The organism is Rhizobium sp. NZLR8 (assembly GCF_019685025.1).
Lineage (GTDB): Bacteria > Pseudomonadota > Alphaproteobacteria > Rhizobiales > Rhizobiaceae > Rhizobium.
Map to the genome: position 1 here is coordinate 395,763 of NZ_JABDVY010000005.1, position 23,733 is coordinate 419,495.

A 23,733-nucleotide genomic window follows, 5' to 3' on the forward strand; every position below is an offset into this window, starting at 1 on the left:
GGCTCAATATTCCCGTTCGTAGACGATGCCCGCTTCTCCCGCACCATTGCCGCCGGCAGCGCCGCGCAGTTTGACGCCGCGGCCGACATCGAGGTTGATTATCGCCTTGGCGCCGGCCGAGCCGCCCTGCTGCAATTCGAAATAGGTGCGGTCGTTGAGATAGCGGCCGACGCTGACGCTGGTCTGGCCCTTGGAATCGGTGCTGATGTCGAGATCGTCGACGCCGAGCTGGTTGCGCAGGCCTTCGAAAAGCGAGTTGGAGCGGTTGCCAGCCAGCTGGCTGACGGCGTCGGCGAGCTGGGCGATCTGCACCGGCGAGAGCTTTGACATCGACTGGCCAAAGATCAGCTGCGCCAGCACCTCGTCCTGCGGCAGCTGTGGCGAGGAGGAAAAGGTGATCGCGGGGTCGGTGGCAAGGCCAGCCACGTCGACGGTCAGCGTCGTCGAGCCGGAAGCGGAGGTTGCTTCCATATCGAGCGCCGGCGTCAAGTTGCCGGCAAAGGTGATCCGGCTCTTGTCGGTGAAATCCAGGCGGCGGTTGAGAATGGTCAAGCGACCGCGGCGCATGGTGAAGCCGCCGGTCACGATCGGCGCTGCCGCCGTTCCGCGGATCGTCACACCGCCGCCGAGCTCGGCATCGATGCCGCGGCCGCGCACGAAAATATGCGAGGGCGCGTCGATTTCGAGATCGAGGGTGATCGTCGAGGATTTTTCGCCGGGTTTCCGCTCGCCGTCGTCGCGCAGCTGCGCAAGCACCGCCCGCGGCGCATTCTTATGCCGGATATCGATTTCACTGAGCGAGGTCGGCAATTTTTCTGGGATGGTGATCGAGGTCTTGTCCAGACGAAGCTTGCCGCTCAGCGTCGAATTCATCATCGGCCCGCGCAGGGCGATCGTGCCGTTAACCGTGGAGACGACGAGCGTTCCGTCGACATAGACCGCCTTGTCGAGTTTGATCGAAATGTCGGCGGGAAAGCCACCGGCCGGCTGGATGCCGATGGTGCCGCTTGCCGAAATCGTGCCGCCGCCGCCAACGTTGCCGCTGAGGCGCGAGATCACGGCCTGGCTGCCGTTGAAGCTCACGGTTGCCGCCAGATTGTTGACGGCGAGATTGCGCCGGACGTCGACGAGCTTTGCGCCTGATGTCGAGACGGTGCCGTTGATGACGGGTGCGGCCGCCGTTCCGCCAACCTGCAGATTGACGGTGGCGACGCCGTCGGCGACGAGGCCCTGTTGCGCCAGCGGCGCGCCGAGCACGGCGAAAGGAAGATTGCCGTTGAAGCGCATGTCGATGGCGCGATTGCCTGTGATCACAACACTGCCGCCACCCTTCAGCGACATGCCGGCGTCGCCGGCAAGGCTGGTGTCGACCGTCAGCTTGTTTCCGGCAAGTTTGCCGGATGCACCGATGGTGAATGGCGAAAGGCCGGCGCCTTTTGTCTGGCTCGTCGCGGCGTTCTTCCAGTCGACCTTGAAATCGACTGAGGGCGCCGATAGCGCGCCGGTGGCCTTGACCGTCGCCGAGACCGCGCCCTCGGCTGCAAGGCCCGGAACAAAGCCGTTGGCAATGGCAGCCGGAAGATCGGCAGCGTTGGCCGTGACGTCGATCGACTGGATCGTCGTGCCTGCAATGGCGAGATTGCCGGCGGCCTTAAGCGCAATGCCGCCGCTGCCGTTGAGGGCGGCATCGAAATCGAGCCGGTCACCGGCGTATTTTCCCGTTGCCGTCAGCGCCAGGCGGGAAAGGCCGGCAGCCTTGGTGTGGCTGGTCGCGGCATCCTTCCAGTCGAGCTTGAAATCAACGATCGGATTTGCCGGCGTTCCCGACGTGACGGCGCTCGCCGAAAGCGTGCCATCGGCGCCGAGACCTGGAACGAATGCATTGGCGATATTGGCTGGCAGCGCCGGAATATCGGCATTGATCGAAAGATCCCGGATCGCTGTTCCCGCGATCGTGACACCGCCTGTCGCCTTGGCCAACACCCCGTCTTTGCCGGCGAGGTTGGCATCGAAGTCGACCCTGTCATTGGCGTATTTTCCGGATGCCGCGGCACTCAGGCCGGAAAGGCCGCTGCTTCTGGTCTGAGCGGTTGCGGCGTTCTTCCAGTCGAGCCTGAAATCGACGGCGGGTTTGGGCAGCGCGCCGGAGGCGGATGCCGTTCCGGACACCGTTCCCTCAGCGGCGAGACCGGGGACGAAGTCGTTGGCAAGGGCTGCCGGCAGGTTGGCAAGGTCGGCCTTGACGTCGAGGTTGCGGATCGACGTGCCCGACATGGCGACATTGCCGGTGGCTTTCAGCGAGAGGCCATCCTTGCCGCCGAGATCGGCATCGAAATCGAGCTTGTCGTCGGCAAAGTGTCCCGATGCGGTCAGCGCCAGGCCGGAGAGATGAGCGCTCTTCGTCTGCCGGGTTGCGGCATCGGTCCAGTCGAGCTTGAAGTCGGCATTCGGTGCTGCAGGAGTCCCGGCGGCGGATATCGTGCCTGAGATCGTGCCGCCTGCTTCGAGATCCGGAACGAAGGCGTTGGCGAGAGCGGCCGGAACCTTGGCGATCGCGGCGTCGAGCTTGAGGCTGTCGATCGCCGTGCCGGCAAGCGCGACATTGCCTGCGGCCTTCAGCGACAGGCCATTATCGCCGCTAACTGCCGTATCGAAATCCAGCTTGTTTTCGGCGAATTTTCCCGATGCGGTCACGTCGAGGCTGGCAAGGCCGGCGTGTTTCGTGTGGCTGGTCGCGGCGTTTTTCCAATTGAGGTCGAAATCGGCGGCCGGAGCGGAAAGGGATCCGGTGGCCGAGACCGTTCCGGTAATGGCGCCTTCCGCTGCAAGATCGGCGACGAAGCCGTTGGCGATGCCGGCCGGGACATTGGCCAGTGCGGCGTCGACGTTGACGTTACCGATCGTCGTGCCTGTGATGGCGACATTGCCGTTTGCCCTGAGCGAGAGGCTGTCGGCGCCGCTTGCTGCCGCGTTGAAATCCAGCTTGTTGTCGGCGAATTTTCCGGATGCGGTGACGCCAAGGGCCGCAATGCCGGCACGCTTGGTGTGGCTCGTTGCAGCACCTTTCCAATCAAGGTCGAAATTGGCGGTCGGGGCGGCAAGCGAACCTGCGGCCGAGAGCTTTCCCGAGATCATGCCTTCGGCGGCGAGATCGGCGACGAAGCTATTGGCGATCGCTGCCGGGACATTCGCCAGCGCGGCATCGAGCTTGACGTTGCCGATCGTCGTGCCTGTCATGGCGAGATTGCCGGTTGCGTTTACCGACAGCTTGTCGGCGCCTGATATCGCCGCGTCGAAGTCGAGTTTGTTGTCGGCGAATTTTCCTGAAGCCTTCATCGCGAGATCGGCAAGACCGGCGCGTTTCGACTGGCTGGTCGCAGCATCTTTCCAATCGAGATCGAAATTGGCGGTCGGCGCATTGAGGAGGCCGGCGGCCGAGACCTTTCCGGTAATCGTGCCTTCGGCGGCCAGATCGGGAACGAAACCATTGGCGATGCGGGCCGGCAGATTGACGATATCGGCGTCGACGTCCAGGACCGGCGCCTTCGGGTCGGCGAGTGCGACATTGCCGGCGGCCTTCAGCGAAAGGCCGTCATCTCCCGCGACTGCGGTGTCGAAACCGAGTTTGTTGTCGGCGAATTTTCCGCCGGCGGTGATGCCGAGCGGCCCGATCCCGGCCCCCTTGGTCTGGCCGGTCGTCGCATCCTTCCAGTCGAGCTTGAAGTCGGCAACAGGTGCGGCCGGCGTTCCCGTCACTGCAATCGTTCCGGAAATCGTGCCGCCGGCCGAAAGGTTCGGCACGAAACCGTTGGCAAGCGCTGCCGGCAGTTCGTGGATGTCGGCATCAAGCTTCAGCGTCTCGCCGGCCGAACCGGTGACGCTCACCGAGCCGGTGCCGGTCTTCAGCGTCAGCCCGTTCAGATTGGCGGTGCCGCCGACGATTGCGACCTGTGTCGGTGCCGCGAGTTCGACCGGGATATTGCGCGGGCTGGCCGAGAAGCGATCGAGGTTTACGCCGATCGTGCCGCCTGCCGCCTCGATATTGCCGGCCGCCAGCACCGGATTGCCGTCATAGGCGGCATTGAGATCGAAATCGGTATGGTTCTGCTGCTTGGTAAAGCCGAGCGAAAGGCCGGCAAGCCTGTTCGACCCGGCATTCACCTCGTCGGCCTTGACCGTGCCGTTTACCGCAAGGGCGCTGAGATCGCTGACCGTGACGTCGATATCCGGCTTGACGATAGCAAGCGTATCGCGGCGGATCGAGGCGCCGGTCGCCAGCAGCTTGAGCGCGATCTTGCCACTGTTGCTCGTGACGCCGAGCGAACCCTTGAGGTCGCCGTCGGCCTTCTGTCCGCCGAGTGCGGCGAGCAGGCCGATATTGGGGAAATCGAAGGTCAGTGCGCCTGTCGGCTCCAGGGAGGGCGAGAATTCGACATTGCCGGTCAGCCGGTTGCCGCCGATATCGGCGGTCAGCGCCGGAAGGATAATGCTGCCGTCCTGCGAACTGATGTCGCCGTTGATGCCGATCGGCTGGCCGTCGATCGTGCCGGTGGCGGCGATCCTGCCCTGCGGCGCCTTGGGATCGGCGACACCCGACAGGTCGATATTGAGATTGCCGAGCGTGCGGTCGGCCATATGCAGGCTGGCGGCCTTGAGATTGGCCGTCACGGAGATTGTGGGAAGCTCACCGCCAACTCTCAACGCATAAGCCGCTCCACCGATGGCGCCGGGGATCAGCTTGCCGACGTCAGGCAGCCGGCCGGAGAGATCGGCATTCAACATCGAGCCGTCGAGCACCACGCTGCCGGCGGCCTCAAGCGTGCCGGACTTGAGCACGAGGTTGGACAACGCGAATTTCGACGGGATGGTGCCGACGACCTGGCTTTCGAGCGAGATCGGTCCGTCGAACCTGGCCGTCACCGCAGCCGGCAGGGCTGTCGGTGCGATGGTGAGCTTGGCGTTGCCGGTCAGCACTTGGTCCGTCAGCCGATAGGAGCCGTTGAGGCTGCCGTTGATATTGGCGCTTTCGACGGTGGTGCCGTTGAAGCCGATGCTGCCGGGCGTTATCTGCAGAGGCGAGGCGATCGTGACCGGGCCCTGGACGGCGCGATTGAGGTTCGGCTCTGCAAAGGTCGCGTCGCCGGCAACGAGGCGCAGCTGGATGCTGCCGGAACGGGCGGCGAGATTGAAGGCGTCGCTTTTTGCCGTCAGCTTGACATTGCCGATATCGGCCTGAGGCAAGGTTGCGGTATCGAGCGAGCCGCTGACATTCAACCGGGCCGCCTGCGCATCGCCGGTCAGGCCCAGGTTGAGGCCCGATATCAGGAAACGCGCTTCGCCTTCGGCGAGCGGCCAGCGGAAATCGACAGGCCCCGACGTGCCGAGCAGATTGGCGTTCAGGCTGTTGTTGCCGGCCGGATCGAGGGTGCCTGAGGCGGCGATGACGACGCTGCCGGTGGCGATATTGCCGGTCTGGATATCGATCTTGCCGTGGTTGTCGAAGGTGGTGGCAAGATCGATATTGGTCTGGCCGGCAAAAAGCGGCCGGAAAGCCGAGGGAAGCAGCGAGCTCAGGTCGCCGCCGCCCTTGAGGTCGAGATGGTGCAGTCCGTCTGCGCTGATCTGATGCCGGCCTTCGATTGCGGCGCGCTGCTGTCCGTCGAGGGCCGCCTGCAATTTGCCTTTCCAGTCGGATATCGGTCCTTGGCCGTCGAGATCGATGTTGACGGCAGGATCATCAGGCAGGCCAAGAAAGCCCGCCAGCAGCCCACCCTTAGGTTCAGACAGCTGCGCCTTCAGCCGCAGCCGGTTTTCGGCTGGCGCATAGGCGATGTCGGCGGCGAGCCGCGCATCCGGGACGTCATGACGGCTGACATTGACGACCGCCTCGCCGCCATCGCCGTTCGCTGAAAGACTGCCTTCGGCAGCAAGCGCAAAAGCGCGCCCGGCAAAGGGTGCGGCCAGTTTGATGTCGGGCAGCGCGACGCGGTCGATGTCGACCTTGATCGGGAGGCTGAAACCGCCGGCATTTTCTGCTCCGGGCCGCGAGGGCAGGGTGCGCACCGGCTCGCGCAGCACGTCGATCGTTTCGATTTCGAAACGTTTGGCATGGAAGGTTCCAGTCAGCAGCGCCAGCGGATTCCAGTCGATCGCGATGCCATGAATTTCCGCAAACACGCCTCTGGTGTCGGAGATCGAGATCTCTGCGGCGCGAAGCCCGCCGGTCAAAAGGCCTTGCGGTTCACGCACGGTAATCGTCATGTCCCGGTTGGAAAGCGTGGAGGCTATCTTTTCGGTGACGATGCGGGCGCCAAAGGCGGTGAAGCCGAAGATCGCAAGTGCCATGACGGCAAGAATCAAGAACGCGCCCACGCCATAGGCGGTGAGCCGTAGGATCCAGTTGACGATTTTTGCCAGCGTTTGCATCGGCGCGGACACTACCCCGTTTTCATGATGGCTCACAAATCGGAATCGGCAATTCTAGAGCATGATGCCGAAAAGTGTGAGCGGTTTTCGGACGACATCATGCTCTAACTCTTTAATGTAGAACAGGATTCAGATTTTGGGCCGACCGGGCCTAAAATCATCCTGTTCTAGAAGGATTGGCCGATGCCGGCGTAGATTCCATAATCTGTGCCATCTTCGTACTTGTTCAACGGCATGGCAAAATCAAGCCGCAGCGGGCCGAAAGGCGTCGCATATCGTATCCCGGCGCCGGCGCCGGCGCGGATATCGGAAAAGCCGGGAAAGGTGCTGTCCGATACCGTGCCGACATCGATGAAAGGCACGATGCCGATCGTATCGGTGATCTTGATGCGGGCCTCCAGCGAACCGGTCACATAGGAGCGGCCGCCGGTCGGATCGCCATTGTCGTTATAGGGCGAGATTTCCTGATAGCTGTATCCGCGCACCGAGCCGCCGCCGCCGGCAAAGAAGCGCTGCGTGGCGGGAATGTTCTCGATGCCGCCGCCGCCGATCAGGACACCGGCGGCGACCTTGCCGGCCAGCACCACGCCGTCCTCGGCGCCGAACGGCAGATAGCCGGAGATCGAGCCCTGGAATGCCGCATAGGGCGTGGCGTTGAAGATCTCGTAACCGGGCTTAGCCGAAAATGTCGCGCGATAGCCCTCGGTCGGGTTGAACTTGTCGTCGCGTGCGTCGCGGTCATATTGCAGCGGCAGGGTGAAGGTCAGATAGTCGTTGGTGCCGAAGGCGTCGTCGTCGCGTTCCCAGCTGACCTCGCCGCTCGCCGAGATCGTGTCCCGGTCGGTCAGCTCGTAAGACAGGCCGAGCGAGGCGGTGACGAGCGTTGCATTATAGGCATCCGGATTTTCGGTCTTGGCAACGATGCCGGCCTTCAGCGTCGCGGCCGGGAAGAAAGCGCCGGGCTTGGTGAAAAGGATACCGGCGGAATAGTCGAGGTTGCCGACATCCGTGGTTTCGCCAAGCCGCGAGACCGAGCCCTCGATCCGCAGCGTTTCGGCTTCGCCGAACAGATTGCGGTGGCCCCAATAGCCCTGAACGCCGAAGCCGTCGGTGGTCGAATATTGGGCGCCGACGCCGAAATAGCGCCGCTTGCCTTCGGAGACCTCGATCGTCATCGGCAAGGTGCCATCCGGCGCCAGCGCATCGGCTTCATGAATGGTGACGCTTGAAAAGACGCCGAGGGCGCGAAGCCGCTCGCCGGCTTTCTTCAGCGTCTCCGGGGAATAGGCTTCGCCCTTGTCGAGCCGGGAATAACGCTGGATGAAACCTGGCTTGACGGTCTTCTCGCCGGTGATGCCGACATCGCCGATCGGGGCGACCGGGCCACCTTCGGCCGCAAGCACGATATCGACGGTATCGCTGTTGTGATCGGCGACGACCTTGCGTTCGGTCAGCTTGGCAAACGGCCGGCCCTCGCTCTTCAACTGCTCGACGATCTTGTCGCCGGCCTTGATGATGGCAAGCGAGCCGGCCTGAGCGCCCGGAGCCAGATCGTAATCGGCGGGATTGTGGTTTGCGGCATCGCCGCCGAACTGCACCTCCCTGACCTTGAAGATCGGGCCGGGCGCAATGTCGACGGTGACCGGGACCGGCGCGGACCGGTCGAATGTCGGGTTGGGCGGCAGGTCGTCGATATTCTTGCCGTCGATGGTGATCGTCACCACGCCGCCATAACGGGCTTTTTCATACAGGGTGGCGATCAGCCGCTCACGGTCGTCGCGGGCCTTGACGACGACGCCGAGATCGCCCGAAACCGGCTGCTTCTGGTCACCGACAAGACGGGAACTGTTTTGCAGCGCTTCTTTCAGGTCGGGATCGGCGGTATCGGCCTTCAGGTCGACATGGTAGCGCACCGGATCGGGCACCTGTTGACCTTCGTCTTCGTCCTTGCCGAAGATGGTGATGCCGAAAAGCTTGAAGGCGTAAGCGTCGCCGATCAGGACCGGTGAGAACGCAGCTGCCGCTGCGACCACCATCATGGTGCCTGTTCGCCGATACGCAGTACCTGTTTTCGGGCTTGTCCCTCTAATCCGCATACGCCGCTTTTGGTTACGTCTACAATGAAGCTTCGTTGCCCAGCCGTGAACAGCTTAGCGACAAAAACGCGCGGGGTGTACCATTTTAAATTGCCCGCGCTCTAATTTAGTACAAAAAATCCCGGAGGTGTGTCCGGGATTTCCTGAATGTGACGGTTTGTAAGGGGTTCTCAGCGCGGGCAGCTATCAATGTAGCGGCGGCCGTAGCGGTCGCGATAGTAGCACTGGCCGGGCTGTTCGGCGACGCTGCCGATCAGCGCGCCGGATACGCCGCCGATAGCGGCGCCGACCGCAGCGCCACGAACATTGCCGGTGACTACACCGCCGATGACGGCGCCTGAGGCAGCGCCGATGCCGGCGCCCTGTTGGGTCGGCGTGCAGCTTGCGATCGACAGTCCGACCAATGCGAGTATGACAGCTTTCTTCATCTTTTTTTCTCCGAGGTTGTTGCCCAACGGGCAAAGGTCGTCCCTTTTATTTTTCTCAGGCTAGACCGAAAACTATGTCGGAAGAAAGGGTTGTCCACCGGCGCGCCGATTTTTTTGCGATACCGGCCGTCGTCGTGCTTGCGGCGATCGGCAAACTCTGCCGGGTCTGCCGGATCAATTTCATTGATCGCCACATGCAGATTTTTTATCTGGAATCATTCAAAAAACTGGGCCATTTGCCGCAGTTGATGGTAAAGCAAAGGGTAAGCATTGACGCGCGGACGTCCGGTCGGCAAGAACGGCCGCGCGATACTGGAGCATAAGATGGATTTCGAAGCGTTTTTCAAAAACGAGCTAGACGGGCTGCATGCCGAGGGCCGCTACCGCGTTTTTGCCGATCTCGAGCGCCACCGCGGTAATTTCCCGCGCGCGACGCGCCATACGGCCGATGGCGAAAAAGAAGTCACGGTCTGGTGCTCCAACGATTATCTCGGCATGGGCCAGAACCCGAAGGTGATCGAGGCGATGAAAAGCGCCATCGACCACTGTGGCGCGGGTGCGGGAGGCACCCGGAATATTTCTGGCACCACCCACTATCACGTCATGCTCGAACGTGAACTTGCCGATCTGCACGCCAAGGAATCGGCACTGATCTTCACCTCGGGCTATGTGTCCAACTGGGCGGCACTCGGCACGCTCGGCGCCAAAATTCCCGGCCTGATCATCTTCTCCGACGCGCTGAACCATGCCTCGATGATCGAGGGCATCCGTCATGCCAAGTGCGACAAGGTGATCTGGAAGCACAATGACGTCGCCGATCTCGAAGCCAGGCTTAAGGCCGCCGATCCGAAGGCGCCGAAGCTGATTGCCTTCGAAAGCGTCTATTCGATGGATGGCGATATCGCCCCGATCAAGGAAATCTGCGACCTCGCCGACAAATACGGCGCGATGACCTATCTCGACGAAGTGCATGCGGTCGGCATGTACGGCCCGCGCGGCGGCGGCATAGCCGAGCGCGAGGGGCTGATGGACCGGCTGACGGTGATCGAGGGCACGCTCGGCAAGGCTTTCGGGGTGATGGGCGGCTATATCGCCGCGTCGGCAGCCCTTTGCGATTTCATCCGCTCGTTTGCCTCGGGCTTCATCTTCACCACGGCGCTGCCGCCGGCGCTTGCCGCCGGTGCGGTCGCCTCGATCCAGCACCTGAAGGTCAGCCAGTTCGAGCGCGCCCGCCATCAGGACCGGGTCCGCAAGCTCAGGGCGCTGCTCGATCAGCGCGGCATTCCGCATGTGCCCAATCCGAGCCATATCGTGCCGGTGCTGGTCGGCGATGCGGCCAAGTGCAAGTGGATCTCCGACCTGTTGCTCGACAATTGCGGCGTCTATGTCCAGCCGATCAACTATCCCACCGTGCCGAAGAAGACCGAGCGGCTACGCATCACCCCGACGCCGCTGCATTCCGACGCCGATATCGCCCATCTGGTCGAGGCGCTGCATTCGCTCTGGTCGCGCTGCGCGCTGGCAAGGCACGTCGCCTGATTTTTCGATGATCGCTCCGTCATAGTTCAGGACCTCCCATTGGAGGTCCTGACTGCGATCGTCCTGTTTCCGCAAGGGCGCCCCTGCAACTTCCCTGCGCCCGCCTGGAATTTCACTCGCGCTGCTTAGGTCTCAAGACCACGATATATCACCATCGGTTCGATCGATGCGCTCGGATCCTCCTTTGCGTTTGCACTTATCCGTGCACGGTCTTTCCCTGATCCGGATCTCCCGGTTTGCGTGAGAAAACCTTTTCTCACTTGACACAGCAGTTGGTAAAAGCTTTTCTCAAGCCACTTCAGAAGGAGGAAACTCTGAACATAGCGGGAGGAAAAAGAGGCAGGATCACCATCCATGAGGTGGCCTCGGCTGCCGGGGTGAGCATTTCGACGGCGTCGAAGGCGCTCAATGACACCGGCCGGATGGGCGCGGAAACGCGCGAGCGGGTGAAGCGGATCGCCGGCGAAATCGGCTATCGGCCGAATGCGCTGGCGAGAGGGCTTCTCAGCAAACGCAGCTTCACTATCGGGCTCTTGACCAACGACACCTACGGCCGTTTCACCCTGCCTGTGATGGCGGGTATTTCGGACGCTCTGGTCGATCATGGGGTTTCGGTTTTCCTCTGCGCCATCGAGGACGATCCGGCGCTCGCCCAGATCCATGTCGATGCGATGCTCGACAAGCAGGTCGATGGCATCATCGCCACGGGAAAGCGGCTGGACAGGCGTCTGCCTGTCGATCTGTCGAACTTGCATGTGCCTGTCGTCTACGCCTTCACCGAGGGGACGCAGAACAGCGTTACCTTCCGTTCGGACGACGAACAGGGCGCGAGACTGGCGGTGGAATGGCTGGCCAAGGTCGGGCGGCGGCGGATTGCGCATATCACCGGGCCGGAAGAGTTCTTTTCGGTGCGCGAGCGGGCCGGCGCCTACCATGCGGTGGCAGGCCACCGCGAGCCGGTGCTCTACGGCGTCTGGTCGGAAAGCTGGGGCCATGAGGCGGTGGAGCAGCTTTGGCAGAGGCCGGGAGAAAAGCCCGACGCACTGTTCTGCGGCAATGACCAGATTGCCCGTGGTGCCGCCGATGCGCTGCGCGAGCGCGGCGTCAAGGTGCCGCAGGATGTCTCGGTGATCGGCTTCGACAATTGGGAGATTGTCGCGGCCCAGACCCGGCCGCCGCTGACGACGGTGGATATGGAGTTGAAGGAGCTCGGGCGGCAGGCCGGATTGACGGTGTTGGCGCTTGCGGAAGGACGGCCGGTCGAGCCGGGCGTGCGGAAATTGCCGTGCCGGCTGATCGTCCGGCAGTCATGCGGGGGTAAGACCTCGAGGGAATGAGCAAAGGCGCAGGGAGATGCGCCATATCGGGAGGAGTGTCATGATCAAGCGTCTTTTGGCGGCGACCAGCATCGCCAGTCTATGTCTGTTTTCGGCTGCGTCGGCGGCTGAAAATGTCGAAATGTGGGTTCGATCCGGCATCGGCGACGCCTTCAAGAAAGTCGTCGAAGCCTATAATTCCGGCCATGAGAACAAGGTCGTGATGACCGAGGTGCCGTTCTCCGAACTGGTGCAGAAATATGCGACGGCGATTGCCGGCGGACAGGCGCCGGACGCGCTGTCGATGGATCTGATCTATAATCCTGCCTTTGCTGCCGCCGGCCAGCTGGAGGACCTGACGGACTGGGCAAAATCGCTGCCCTATTTCAACTCGCTGTCGCCGTCGCATGTCCGCCTCGGCACCTATCAGGACAAGATTTACGGCCTGCCGCTTTCGGTGGAGACATCGGTCTTTGCCTGGAACAAGGATCTCTACAAGAAAGCCGGTCTCGACCCGGAAAAGGCGCCGGCCAACTGGGATGAAATCACCGCCAACGCCGAGAAGATCCGGGCGCTCGGTGACGATACCTACGGCTTCTATTTCTCCGGCGGCGGCTGCGGCGGCTGCATGATCTTCACCTTCACGCCGCTCACCTGGGGTGCGGGCGCCGATATCCTGTCGGCCGACAGCAAAAAGGCAACGCTCGATACGCCGCAGATGCGTAAGGCCGTCGATATCTACCGCAACATGATCAAGAAGGACCTGGTGCCGGCGGGTGCCGCCAGCGACACCGGCGCCAATTTCCTGACCTTCACCAATGGCAAGATCGGCCAGCAGACCCTCGGCGCCTTTGCCATCGGCACGCTGGTGACCGAGCATCCCGATATCAATTTCGGCGTGACCCTCATTCCGGGCGTCGATGGCAAGCCGTCGTCCTTTGCCGGCGGCGACAATTTCGTCATCACCAAGGGCACGAAGAAGATCGACGCGGTGAAGGGCTTCCTCGAATATGTCTATTCGGAGGACGGCCAGAAGATCATGGCAAAGTACGGCAGCCTGCCGACACGCGGCGATATCGCCGACAAGGTGCTGCAAGGTCTCGACCCGCGCATGCAGGTCGGCCTCAAAGCGATCAGTGTGGCCAAGACCCCCTATACGCTGCAGTTCAACGACCTGATCAACAGCGCCAACGGGCCGTGGGCGAGCTTCACCAACGCCGCGATCTTCGGCGACGATGTCGACGGCGCGTTTTCGAGCGCCCAGTCGGAAATGCAATCGATCATCGATAGCGGCCAATAACTCTCTCCCGGCCGCGGCCGGGGAGCGGTGGCAGCTTCCCGGCCAAATCCCAACCGACAGATGCGGAGCGTTTCGATGACCGGTTCCGGTCCAGAGATCCTATTGCCCCGGCGCCGGCGACGACGCCAATCGAACTGGCGCGGCCTTGCCTATATCGCGCCGGCCATGGCGCTGGTCATCGTTTTCTTCCTCATGCCGGTGCTCTTCACCGGATGGATGAGCCTGCACAACTGGCCGCTGATGGGGGCATCGCGCTGGATCGGCTTCAACAACTATTACCGCATGGTCAACGACACCCGATTCATGACGGCGCTCTATTTCACCGCCTATTATACGCTCATCGTCACCGTCGCCATCTTCGCCGTCGCCTTTCCGCTGGCGATCTTCGTCGAGAAGGAACGGCAGTTCGTTAGCGCCTATCGCACGGTGATCTTCCTGCCGGTTGTCGTCGGCCTCGCCACCGCCTCGCTGCTCTGGGTGTGGCTTGCCAATGTCGATAGCGGCTTCATCGGCCCGGCCCTGAAGGCGCTCGGCCTGGTCGAAAAGAGCCCCAATCTGCTGGCGACCTTCGACACCGCCTTTCTGACGATCGTGGTGATGGTCGTCTGGAAGATCGCCGGCTTCACCATGATCATTCTTCTGACGGGGCTGCAGGCCATTCCGTCCGAGCTGACGGAGGCCGCCCGTATCGACGGCGCCGGCCGCTGGCAGCGTTTCCGGCATCTGACGCTGCCGTTGATGCGCAAGACGATCGCGCTGGCGCTGATCGTTTCCGTCACCGGCTCGATTCTCGCCTTCGATCAGTTCTACATCATGACCTCGGGCGGACCGCAGAACAAGATGATCTCGGTGGTCTACTACATCTTCAATCAGTCCTTCGTGTCGTTCAATCTCGGTTATGGCGCAGCGCTGTCGATCGTGCTGCTCGCCATCCTCGTCGCCATCAGCATCGTGCAGCTCTGGCTGCTGCGTGTCGGGGAGGAGCGTCCATGATCACCTCACGAGAACGCCGGGCGCGCAAAGCCTTCCGCGTGAAGTCGGCCTATCATCTCACCGGCATCGCCATCTCGATCTTCTTCCTGGCGCCTTTCGTGATCACGCTGTTGTCCTCCTTCCGGCATGGCACGGAGGCCAGCCTGCCGCCCCTGCCGCCGTGGCCGACATCCGGTGTCAGCATCGATTCCTACGCGCTGCTCGATACGTTCGGCGCCGGCATCTGGCAGCACATGATCAATTCGCTGTTCGTCTCGGTCGCCACCGTGGTGCTCACCGTCGGCGTCAGCCTGCTCGCCGGCTATGGCTTCTCGCGCTATCGGTTCCCGCTGAAGAATGCGCTCTTCGTGCTGATCATCACCACTTTGATGATCCCGTTCCAGTCGATCCTGACGCCGCTCTTTATCATCCTGGCAAAACTCGGCCTCAACAATTCGCTGCTCGGGCTGACGCTGGTCTATGTGACGCTGCAGCTGCCCTTCTCGGTTTTCATGATGCGCAACGCCTTCGATGCGGTGCCGAAGGAGATCGAGGAGGCAGCACGCATCGATGGCGCGCGTGACCTGAGGCTCTTGGTCCGCGTTCTGCTGCCGCTGGTGCTTCCCGGTGTGGCGACGGTGGCGATCTTTGCCTTCCTCAATGCCTGGAACGAGTTTCTGGCAGCCCTGGTGCTGCTCTCCAGCAATGAGAAATACACCCTGCCGGTGCTGATGACGGCGGTTCGCGCCGGACGGCTCGGCGCCATCAACTGGGGAGCGGTCCAGGCCGGTGTCGTCGTCATGACGATCCCTTGCCTGATCGTCTTCCTGCTCCTGCAACGCTACTACATGCGCGGGCTGATGGCCGGCGCGGTGAAATAACTGAGGGAAAATCGAGCCCATGACCAAATCAAGCAACGACCGCCAGTTTCGTCCCGTCGCCGTTCCCGATGTGGAGCTCGGCGGCTTCTGGGGCAAATGGCAGGACGCCGTCTGCAATTCCACCGCCGAGACCCTACTCGACCGCTGCGTCGAGGCCGGCATGCTGACGGCGATCGATGTCTCCCAGCCGAGCCCCGGCGTCGTCATTCCCATTCAGCCCTGGGGCGGGACGACGCAGATGTTCTGGGATTCCGATCTCGGCAAGTCGATCGAGACCATCGCCTATTCGCTCTATCGCCGCCCGAACCCGAAGCTGGAAGCGCGCGCCGACGAGATCATCGACATGTATGAAAGGCTGCAGGACAAGGACGGTTATCTCAACGCCTGGTTCCAGCGTGTCGAGCCCGCCCGCCGCTGGACCAACCTGCGCGACCATCACGAGCTTTATTGCGCCGGCCACCTGATGGAAGCCGCGGTCGCCTATTATCAGGCGACCGGCAAACGCAAGCTGCTCGACATCATGTGCCGCTTTGCCGATTATATGATCACGATGTTCGGCCATGGTGAAGGCCAGTTCCCCGGCTATTGCGGCCATGAGGAAGTTGAGCTTGCGCTGGTCAAGCTTGCCCGCGTCACCGGCGAAAAGAAATATCTCGAACTGTCGAAATTCTTCATCGACGAGCGCGGCACCGAGCCGCATTTCTTCACGGCCGAGGCGGCAAAAGATGGCCGCAGCCTGTCCGACTATCATCAGAAGACCTATGAATATGCGCAGGCGCACCAGCCGGTGCGCGAGCAGACCAAGGTCGTCGGCCACGCCGTGCGCGCCATGTACCTCTATTCCGGCATGGCCGATATCGCCACCGAATATAAGGACGACAGCCTGACGGCGGCGCTGGAAACACTGTGGGACGATCTGACCACCAAGCAGATGTACATCACCGGCGGCATCGGCCCGGCGGCCTCGAATGAAGGTTTCACCGATTATTATGACCTGCCGAACGCCACGGCTTACGCGGAAACCTGCGCCTCGGTCGGCCTGGTGTTCTGGGCAAGCCGCATGCTCGGGCGCGGCCCGGACCGACGCTATGCCGACATCATGGAACAGGCGCTTTATAACGGCGCATTGCCAGGACTATCGACCGACGGCAAGACCTTCTTCTACGACAATCCGCTCGAAAGTGCCGGTAAACACCATCGCTGGAAATGGCACCATTGCCCCTGCTGCCCGCCGAATATTGCCCGGCTGGTGACCTCGATCGGCTCGTATATGTATGCCGTCGCCGACGATGAAATCGCCGTGCATCTCTACGGCGAAAGCACCGCACGGCTGAAGCTTGCTAACGGCGCTGAAGGGCAACTTGAGCAGACCACCAACTATCCCTGGGACGGCGCGGTGACGTTTACCACCAGGCTGCAGACGCCGGCGACATTCGCGCTGTCGCTGCGCATTCCGGACTGGGCGGAGGGTGCCACTCTCAGCGTCAATGGAGCAGTGCTCGATCTCGACGCCAATATCCGCGACGGATATGCCAGGATCGACCGCCAATGGGCCGACGGCGATCGTATCGATCTCTATCTGCCGCTGGCACTTCGCCCGCAATATGCCAATCCGAAGGTGCGCCAGGATGCCGGCCGCGTCGCCTTGATGCGCGGCCCGCTGGTCTATTGCGTCGAAACGACCGACAATGGCGAAGATCTCAACGCCATCATCCTGCCCCGCGAGCTCCCGGCCGCCGAAACCGTCGTGCTTAGGGATCTCAACGATGCCGTCGCCCTTGATCTCAAGGTCGAGCGCGAGGAGACGCGGAACTGGGGAACACCGCTCTATCGCCAGGCGCCGGCGGAAAGGCAGGTCGCCACCGCGCGTTTCGTGCCCTATCATCTCTGGGACAACCGCGGGCCGGGAGAGATGCTCGTCTGGGTCCAGTCGGACAAGTAGGTCGTTTGGGGATGACGAACGGTATGGCAAACAAGAGCGTCGTGCTCCAGGACGTGCGAAAAAGCTATGGCAATCTGCCGGTGGTCCATGGGATCGACCTGACGATCGAAGAAGGTGAATTCGTCGTCTTCGTCGGCCCGTCGGGCTGTGGAAAATCGACGCTGCTTCGGATGATCGCCGGCCTGGAAGATGTCACCGACGGCGAGGTCGAGATCAAGGGACGCAACGTCACCGATCTCGATCCGTCCGAGCGCGGTATCGCCATGGTCTTCCAGTCCTATGCGCTCTACCCGCATATGAGCGTGCGCGACAATCTGGCTTTCGGGCTGAAGATGGCGCGTACCAATGCGGCCGAGATCGAGACGCGCGTCAAGGCAGCCTCGGCCATCCTGAAGATCGACCATCTTCTCGACCGGCGGCCCGGGCAGCTTTCCGGCGGCCAGCGTCAGCGTGTGGCGATCGGCCGGGCGATCGTGCGCAAGCCCGATGTCTTCCTGTTCGACGAGCCGCTGTCCAATCTCGATGCGGAACTCAGGGTTTCGATGCGCATCGAGATTGCCCGCCTGCACCGCGAGCTCGGCAATACGATGATCTATGTCACGCACGACCAGACCGAGGCGATGACGCTCGCCGACAAGATCGTCGTGCTGCGCGACGGCCGCGTCGAACAGGCCGGAACGCCACGGGAAATCTACGAGAACCCCGCCAATACTTTCGTGGCGGGCTTCATCGGCTCGCCCCGGATGAACCTCTTGAATGCCCGCTGGGGCGAGGGAAGCCTGGTCGAAGTCGCCGGCAAGCAGATCGAAAGCGGCCTGCCGCCGGCAGACAGGCCGGTGGGTGCGGCGGTGACGCTCGGCCTGCGGCCGGAACATCTGACGGTGGCGTCGGACCTGGCGGGCAGTCTGACGGCCAAGGTGGATTTTTCGGAGTATCTCGGCGGAACGCAATATCTCTATTGCCAGCTTGCCGATGGTCAGTCGCTCACCGTCGAGCATCGCTCGCCGATCAGCATTGCGGCGGGCGAGCAGGTCAGCCTGCTGTTCGAGCGGTCGGATTGCCGATTGTTCGATGAGGGTGGCAACCGGCTGCGGTAACAGAGCATGATGCCGAAAAGTGTGCTGCGGTTTTCCCAGGCAAAGCGCGAAGCGCTTTTGCGGCAACGACATGCGTAAAAACAAAGAGCTAAAGCGCAAGGAGCGAATCTGAAAGATCGCGACGCGCTTTAGCCGGCGACCGCGAGGGTCATCAGCTCCGACGCCCGCTGCCGCGCCTGCCTGTCGGCGGCGAAGACATCGTCCATATCGGCTGCCGGCAGCAGGCCGGCCAGGTCGTCCATCACCCTCTCGGTGATCTCGGCCATGGCAAGGAAGGACAGCCGCCCTTCGATGAAGGCTTCGAGCGCCACTTCCTTGGCGCCGTTCAGCACCGCGCCCTGAACGCCGCCGCGCGTCATCGCCAGGCGCGCCAGCCGCAATGCCGGAAACCGCAGCTCATCCGGCGCCTCGAAATCCAGCCTGGCGAGCTTGGCGAAATCCAGCCGCTCGATCGGCAGGTTCGGCCGGCGCGGAAAGGCCAAGGCATAACCGATGGCCGTGCGCATATCGGGGGCGCCGAGCTGGGCCAGCACCGATCCGTCGGTATAACCGACCATCGAATGGATGATCGATTGCGGATGGAAGATGACTTCGATCTGTTCGGGCTTCAGGCTGAAGAGATGCCGGGCTTCGATCATCTCCAGCGCCTTGTTGAACATCGAGGCGCTGTCGATCGAGATCTTCAATCCCATCGACCAGTTCGGGTGGGCGCGTGCGGTTTCCACCGTCACGCCGGCCATCTCCTGGCGCGAGGCGGTGCGGAAGGGGCCGCCGGAGGCCGTCAGAATGACGCGCTCGACGGCGTGGCGCTGGTTTTCTTCCAGCACCTGGAAAATCGCATTGTGCTCGCTGTCGACGGGAAGCAGCCTGCCGCCGCCTTCCCGGATCGTTGCCAGGAAGAGATCGCCGGCCGAGACCAGGCATTCCTTGTTGGCAAGGGCGATATCGGCGCCGCGGCGTGCGGCGGCAAGGGTCGGTGCCAGCCCCGCCGTGCCGACGATGGCCGCCATCACCCAGTCGGCTTCACGGTCTGCGGCTTCCATCAGGCCGGATTTTCCGCCCGCGACGGCAACGCCGCTGCCCGAAAGTGCGCTCTTCAGTGATTCGTAATGCCGGTCGTTTGCCGTCACCGCCATCAGCGCGCCGGATGATTTCGCCTGCCGGGCCAGCAATTCGACATTGCCGTTGCCTGTTAGTACGGAGATTTCGAAATTCTCCCGCCCGCCCAGGTGATCGACGACATTGAGGGTGTTTTGGCCGATCGAGCCGGTCGATCCGAAGATGCTGAGGCGCCGCGGCGCGGTTTTGCCGGTCATCATATGCAATTTCGCGAAAGTTTCTCTCGTAGGCTGAGGCTCTACTAGGCTTTGGAGGGGGCGGCAAGTGTGCGGTGCAGCAGATTTCATCCCTCAAGGGGTTTACAGAGCGGCGGCTGGGTGTGATCCTTGTAGCGTTGCTGGCGGAATCGAAATTCCGTCGCGCCGTTCACGGCCGCATGGTCAATTCGGGGCGCCGAGGCGTCCCAAGAAGCACAGGCACTGAGGTGCCGCTGGCCTTTCCGGTCAAACATTAAAATCGAGGATGAAACCGGGATAGGCGGCTTGGCCGCAATCCTTCATCGCGTTCGCTGCGAGCGCATTCATACGCGTTGCTGCGTCGGTTTCGGCGCTGCGGCGCCATGTCTGGAAACGTTCGGACTTCATGACGACATTCAAAATAGCGTGCATTGTTTTTGCCATCGTAACCTCGCTCGCCACTGCGACGAGGGCGGATGATCTGCTGATCTGGTCGCCGGCCAAACTCTCCGACCGGTCCTACAAGGCGACGATGGGTTTTCGTCTGCCGGCGGAATGGGAAACCAGCGCCGGTGCCGATATTGGCCTGGCGTCGACCAAAGGCGGGGCGCCGCTGCCCGATTCCGGACAGGCGATGCTCTGGGGCCGGATCGACAGGACCAGCGTTACGCCGGCAGGCCAATCACAGCGGGGCGCAAGCATCAACGTCGATACGCTGCGCGGCAGCGGCGCGCTGACGCTCAGCCGCTCACGCAGCTGGATCCTGTCGGACTCGCTCGACATGCAATCGAGCCGATCCATCAGTGTCCAATATGACGCGGTCGATATCAAACAAGCCTCGGTGACGGCCTCGCAGGCGCTGAAGCTGATCCATCCCTGGACGGGAACGTCGCTTTCGGCGGGCGCAGGCGTCAGCAATGCCAGCGGCGACTTTTCGAGCACGGTTGCCGTCAACCAGGCGATCCTGCCGAACCTCAATCTCGATGCCTCGGTCAACAATCCGTTTTCGGCGAGCGAGGCCGGCAGCGTCAATCTGCGCTATCGCCTCAACTGGTAGCGGCGCTGCAACCAAATCCGGCCGACGGGCGTTTCCTCCGCAGGTTTGACGCCCGGGATCGACGCCCTGGCTTTAAGGAGGAACGGATCATGGTTTTCAAGGAGCAGACATTTCACGGGCTCGAGCCCGAGATGGAAGCGGAAATTTCCAATCGCGCATCGGTCGAAGCGGCCGTCGCCAATGCGCTGGCGATTGCCGGGGGCATCGATGCGGCCGATGTTGAAGTGACGATGGAGAACGACCAGATCGTGCTGACCGGCACCGTCGGCACGGTCGGCGAGATCGAACGGGCGACCGTGGTTGCCAAGGCCGTCGAAGGTGTGCATTCGGTGCAGAACCGGATCCTGCTCGGCGGACCTCCGATCAATGATCGGCATTGACGGGGAGCGCTTTCGCGTCGTCCTCTCTCAATGAGCGCTCAGCCGATCAACCGGCGAAGCGCTCGACGAGGAAGGACGAACCGGCCATACGATCGGTCTTCTGCAGGGCAACCGACCCGTGCGGGTGATAGGCGATGGCAAGCAGCACGGCGCTGACGGCGACATAGGCGATTGCCAAAAGACTCATCTTGATACGCATGACACTCACTCCCTTTTGGCGAATAACGCGGCTGATATGGCGAAGTTCCGCATCGAGAGATCAAATAAAAAGCCCGGCTAATCAGCCCAGCCCCTAACCGAAATGTGGAATCCAAGTAGATACTGGTGCCGAATCCCTGTGGCATGGGTGTTTGGGGCGGTTCATCTTGCCGGAAATATCTTCGTGAAGCATTCTGCGCACACACCTGTCCCAAACTGTCGCGTTAATTGGGATTTTTGCGACAAGAAGGCAGCCGCAATATGGAATCGACTATCGAGATTGGGACTATAAAAGATGTTGAGCCATGGGCGCAGCTTCGCGTTGCGCTATGGTCGCATCACTCGCTTGACGATCATCGAGCTGAGTTGGGCCGGGCGTTTCTTTCAGAAAGTGGAGAAGCCGTCGCGTTCATCGCTCGAAATGCTGCGAATGAAGCCGTCGGGTTTGCTGAGGCCACGTTACGACATGATTATGTGAATGGATGCAGCAGCTCGCCCGTTCTATTCCTCGAAGGGATTTATGTCCGGCCCGTCGACAGGCGAAAGGGTATCGCACGATTGCTGTGCAATGCCGTTGCCGATTGGGGGAAGTCGCTTGGGTGTGTCGAGTTCGGCTCTGACGCGCCGCTTGAGAATTCGGCCAGCCATGCGCTCCATGCCGCTTTGGGATTTGAGGAGACTCAGCGCGTCGTGTTCTTCCGAAAGCCACTATAGGCCGGTGTTGCCCTTCCACGAGGATGGTTTGTCGCGAAACTCACTCGCAAAAGTTGGAGTTTCGCGACAGATATTTGCTACAGAAAGTATTCCACATTTCCGTTAGGGGCTGGGCTGATCAGCCGGGCTTCGTGCTTGAATCGCCTATCGGCAGACCCGGGTTTCCTCGATGACCGTATGGCCGTGACGGCGAATTTTTTCCGTCTTGGTGAAGCAATCGCGGGACACGTGGCGCGGCCTCACGTGCTCCCGATAATAGGGCCGTTCCGCATAACGATAGTGGGGCCGTTCGGCATGGCGATAGTAGGGCCGTGCGTCATCCGTGGTGATGGTGACGCTGGCCGCCTGGGACGGCATGGCGGAAAAAATGGATGCGGCGGCGAGTGTGCAGGCAAGGATAATCTGTTTCATGACAAGTCTTTCTTTCTGAGTTGGTCACGGGAGCAACTCGCCGGAAGCGCTCTCGGTTCAATCACATAGCGTTACCGATTGTGTCGAAGAGAAACCTTTGCGGCCGCGGATCGTTAAAGCATGTCGCGCAAAAGTGTCCGCGGTTTTGCGATAACGACATGCGTAAAACAAAGAACTAAAGCGCGACCAGCGTATCTGAAAGATCGCGACGCGCGTTGGCGCTGAGGAGAGCCGGAGGCATCGAGAATGGGACCAATCGCCAGGATCATCGCCATCGTCGCCGGGCTTGCCGGCGGCACGGTCTTTTCGCAGGCGCCGGAATTTGCCCAGCAATACCGCCAGCGGATCGGCGGGGCGATCGACGAATTGCGCATCATCGTCGAGGATTTCAACAGACAGGCAGCCGCACACCACCTCGACCGACAGCAGGCGCTGAACACCTATGCACAATCCTCCGACGATTTCCTGCGCGACCGCGGCGTCTCGATGCAAAGCACGATTGCGCGCTACGAAACGCTGCTGTCGCAGCAGCTGAAACTCGGCACCGCCGCCCCCGTCGCCAAGCCCTTCGTGCTGTTGGGCGAGCCGGATGATGTCGTTTTCGCCAATACCTGGCGGGATTTCGTGCCGGGTGTGCCCGTCAGTTTCGCCGGCCTTGTTTGGGGTGCGATCGGTTTTATCGGCGGCTGGATGGTGGCCGCGCTGTTGGGGCTGGGCACGCGGCGGGTGGTGAGGACGGGGAGGGTCGATCGCCAGGTGCCCTGAACCAAGCGGCGGTAAATGCGGCGCGCCGAAGATCGAACGGTTTTCGCACTAGCCGCGTGCTGGCGATAGACCAATTACCGCAGAGCATATCTAGGCACTGTGATAGTAGGCGGCTGCAGCAGTGCCGATAGGTCAGACTACGGGCTTGATTATCGCGATTCTGTCGCAGCGCTCAGATAGAGTGTGCGCCCGCCAAAATTTGACCCGATGCAGTCTCAGTGAAGTCAGTCCCCGTCATGCGATCAAGCCTAAGTTATCCATGGTCACGCGTGTCGGACGAAGCTTCACATTTATGATCGCAAGTGTTCGATTAGCATCGTTCAACTCTCCGAGTAGACGATCGGTAGAAACACTGAGTTTGCTGATCAGATTGTCGTCTTCCATAAGGCAGAAAATTCTCTCGGGCATCGTAACGCCGCTTGTTCTCAAGTTGTTCACTTCACTTTTGGTTGGCACTCTTAGGCCATCGAAAAGTGTCTTGATGCGATTATCTATATCTCCAAGGTTTTACACGAGCATACCCGGCGGCTGAGCGCGCAGTAGGAGGATATCTAATTCGGCGTGGATGAATAGGCCTTCTGAGGCAATCGCAATGAAGACTTGTTCATCGATCGCGGTTTGAGCGCTTAGATTGCCTGGTTTCTTCTCGCCTTGCCATTCCGGAAGGTGACAAAGCGGCTCATGCTGCAACAACGCCGCTACTTGAGGATGAATCGCCATCCGGATTCGATGGATGTCTTCAAGGTTTGATCGTTTTCGGGGACGGAGGTCACCATCAAATACGAGACGAAATTCCATCCGACTTCCTTTGTGAAAATATCACGTTCTCAGGTGCCGAAGCCGCGTCGGTTTTGTGTGTTTGATCCGTTCTCTTCTAGAACTACAGCTTACGCATAAGCCATGCTGTTCTCGCACC

Annotated in this window: 20 protein-coding genes; 11 read left to right on the forward strand and 9 right to left on the reverse strand. The window is 61.5% G+C overall.

Annotated features, from left to right (window positions below; all coding sequences use genetic code 11):
• Positions 1-3 precede the first annotated feature (3 nt).
• The 4 genes from HJB89_RS14930 to HJB89_RS14945 all read right to left on the reverse strand — a co-directional run bounded on the left by HJB89_RS14930 (position 4) and on the right by HJB89_RS14945 (position 9,144).
• The gene (locus HJB89_RS14930; protein ID WP_221140219.1) at positions 4-6,426 is read right to left on the reverse strand and encodes a translocation/assembly module TamB domain-containing protein; all 6,423 of its coding nucleotides are present in this window, start codon (positions 6,424-6,426) and stop codon (positions 4-6) included.
• 167 nt (positions 6,427-6,593) lie between these two features.
• Positions 6,594-8,522 (reverse strand): autotransporter assembly complex family protein, encoded by a 1,929-nt coding sequence (locus HJB89_RS14935; RefSeq protein ID WP_221140185.1) that lies wholly within the window; start codon positions 8,520-8,522, stop codon positions 6,594-6,596.
• A gap of 170 nt (positions 8,523-8,692) precedes the next feature.
• On the reverse strand, positions 8,693-8,950 hold the full coding sequence (locus tag HJB89_RS14940; RefSeq protein ID WP_007632613.1) for a YMGG-like glycine zipper-containing protein: 258 nt from the start codon (positions 8,948-8,950) through the stop codon (positions 8,693-8,695).
• Positions 8,947-9,144, reverse strand: coding sequence for a hypothetical protein (locus tag HJB89_RS14945; RefSeq protein WP_221131686.1), 198 nt, complete (start codon positions 9,142-9,144; stop codon positions 8,947-8,949). The genes HJB89_RS14940 and HJB89_RS14945 overlap by 4 nt, the downstream gene beginning before the upstream one ends.
• Positions 9,145-9,274: 130 nt before the next feature.
• Here HJB89_RS14945 and hemA point away from each other — a divergent pair, with 130 nt between their 5' ends.
• The 7 genes from hemA (at position 9,275) to HJB89_RS14980 (ending at position 17,997) form a co-directional block, all read left to right on the forward strand.
• Positions 9,275-10,489, forward strand: coding sequence for a 5-aminolevulinate synthase (gene hemA / locus HJB89_RS14950; RefSeq protein WP_207584391.1), 1,215 nt, complete (start codon positions 9,275-9,277; stop codon positions 10,487-10,489).
• 359 nt (positions 10,490-10,848) lie between these two features.
• Positions 10,849-11,826, forward strand: a complete 978-nt coding sequence (locus tag HJB89_RS14955) for a LacI family DNA-binding transcriptional regulator (protein WP_207584390.1) — start codon at positions 10,849-10,851, stop codon at positions 11,824-11,826.
• Positions 11,827-11,866: 40 nt separating this feature from the next.
• Entirely contained in the window at positions 11,867-13,105 is a 1,239-nt protein-coding gene (locus HJB89_RS14960) for a sugar ABC transporter substrate-binding protein (protein ID WP_207582045.1), read from the forward strand.
• A gap of 75 nt (positions 13,106-13,180) precedes the next feature.
• Positions 13,181-14,098 carry a carbohydrate ABC transporter permease gene (locus HJB89_RS14965; RefSeq protein WP_221150133.1) on the forward strand — a complete coding sequence of 306 codons (918 nt, stop codon included), beginning with the start codon at positions 13,181-13,183 and terminating at the stop codon, positions 14,096-14,098.
• Positions 14,095-14,958 (forward strand): carbohydrate ABC transporter permease, encoded by an 864-nt coding sequence (locus HJB89_RS14970; RefSeq protein ID WP_221115516.1) that lies wholly within the window; start codon positions 14,095-14,097, stop codon positions 14,956-14,958. Before HJB89_RS14965 ends, HJB89_RS14970 begins: the two co-directional genes overlap by 4 nt.
• 19 nt (positions 14,959-14,977) lie before the next feature.
• Entirely contained in the window at positions 14,978-16,900 is a 1,923-nt protein-coding gene (locus tag HJB89_RS14975) for a glycoside hydrolase family 127 protein (RefSeq protein WP_221150135.1), read from the forward strand.
• Between the two features lie 11 nt (positions 16,901-16,911).
• A complete protein-coding gene (locus HJB89_RS14980; protein WP_221150136.1) occupies positions 16,912-17,997 on the forward strand; it encodes an ABC transporter ATP-binding protein in 1,086 nt (361 codons plus the stop codon).
• Between the two features lie 128 nt (positions 17,998-18,125).
• On the opposite strand, the gene dxr is transcribed toward HJB89_RS14980, so the two are convergent.
• Positions 18,126-19,316: a 1-deoxy-D-xylulose-5-phosphate reductoisomerase gene (gene dxr / locus HJB89_RS14985; RefSeq protein WP_221150137.1), complete on the reverse strand. Its 1,191-nt coding sequence runs from the start codon at positions 19,314-19,316 to the stop codon at positions 18,126-18,128.
• A gap of 243 nt (positions 19,317-19,559) precedes the next feature.
• On the reverse strand, positions 19,560-19,700 hold the full coding sequence (locus HJB89_RS14990; RefSeq protein ID WP_221115520.1) for a hypothetical protein: 141 nt from the start codon (positions 19,698-19,700) through the stop codon (positions 19,560-19,562).
• Here HJB89_RS14990 and HJB89_RS14995 point away from each other — a divergent pair.
• Together HJB89_RS14995 and HJB89_RS15000 are read left to right on the forward strand one after the other, a co-directional pair.
• Positions 19,699-20,349, forward strand: a complete 651-nt coding sequence (locus tag HJB89_RS14995; protein WP_221115521.1) for a hypothetical protein — start codon at positions 19,699-19,701, stop codon at positions 20,347-20,349. The genes HJB89_RS14990 and HJB89_RS14995 overlap by 2 nt on opposite strands.
• An 89-nt stretch (positions 20,350-20,438) precedes the next feature.
• Positions 20,439-20,729 carry a BON domain-containing protein gene (locus HJB89_RS15000; protein ID WP_221131690.1) on the forward strand — a complete coding sequence of 97 codons (291 nt, stop codon included), beginning with the start codon at positions 20,439-20,441 and terminating at the stop codon, positions 20,727-20,729.
• A gap of 46 nt (positions 20,730-20,775) precedes the next feature.
• On the opposite strand, the gene HJB89_RS15005 is transcribed toward HJB89_RS15000, so the two are convergent.
• Entirely contained in the window at positions 20,776-20,928 is a 153-nt protein-coding gene (locus HJB89_RS15005) for a hypothetical protein (protein WP_207582037.1), read from the reverse strand.
• A gap of 260 nt (positions 20,929-21,188) precedes the next feature.
• On the opposite strand from HJB89_RS15005, the gene aac(6') reads away from it, so the two are divergent.
• Entirely contained in the window at positions 21,189-21,641 is a 453-nt protein-coding gene (aac(6'), locus tag HJB89_RS15010; protein WP_221150138.1) for an aminoglycoside 6'-N-acetyltransferase, read from the forward strand.
• A 144-nt stretch (positions 21,642-21,785) separates the two neighbouring features.
• Here aac(6') and HJB89_RS15015 read toward each other — a convergent pair whose 3' ends face one another.
• Positions 21,786-22,052, reverse strand: a complete 267-nt coding sequence (locus HJB89_RS15015; RefSeq protein WP_221115523.1) for a hypothetical protein — start codon at positions 22,050-22,052, stop codon at positions 21,786-21,788.
• A gap of 246 nt (positions 22,053-22,298) precedes the next feature.
• Between HJB89_RS15015 and HJB89_RS15020 the strand changes: the two genes are divergently transcribed.
• Positions 22,299-22,817: a DUF2937 family protein gene (locus HJB89_RS15020; protein WP_221115524.1), complete on the forward strand. Its 519-nt coding sequence runs from the start codon at positions 22,299-22,301 to the stop codon at positions 22,815-22,817.
• A 507-nt stretch (positions 22,818-23,324) separates the two neighbouring features.
• Here HJB89_RS15020 and HJB89_RS15025 read toward each other — a convergent pair.
• Positions 23,325-23,615 (reverse strand): hypothetical protein, encoded by a 291-nt coding sequence (locus HJB89_RS15025; RefSeq protein WP_221150139.1) that lies wholly within the window; start codon positions 23,613-23,615, stop codon positions 23,325-23,327.
• Positions 23,616-23,733 lie beyond the last annotated feature (118 nt).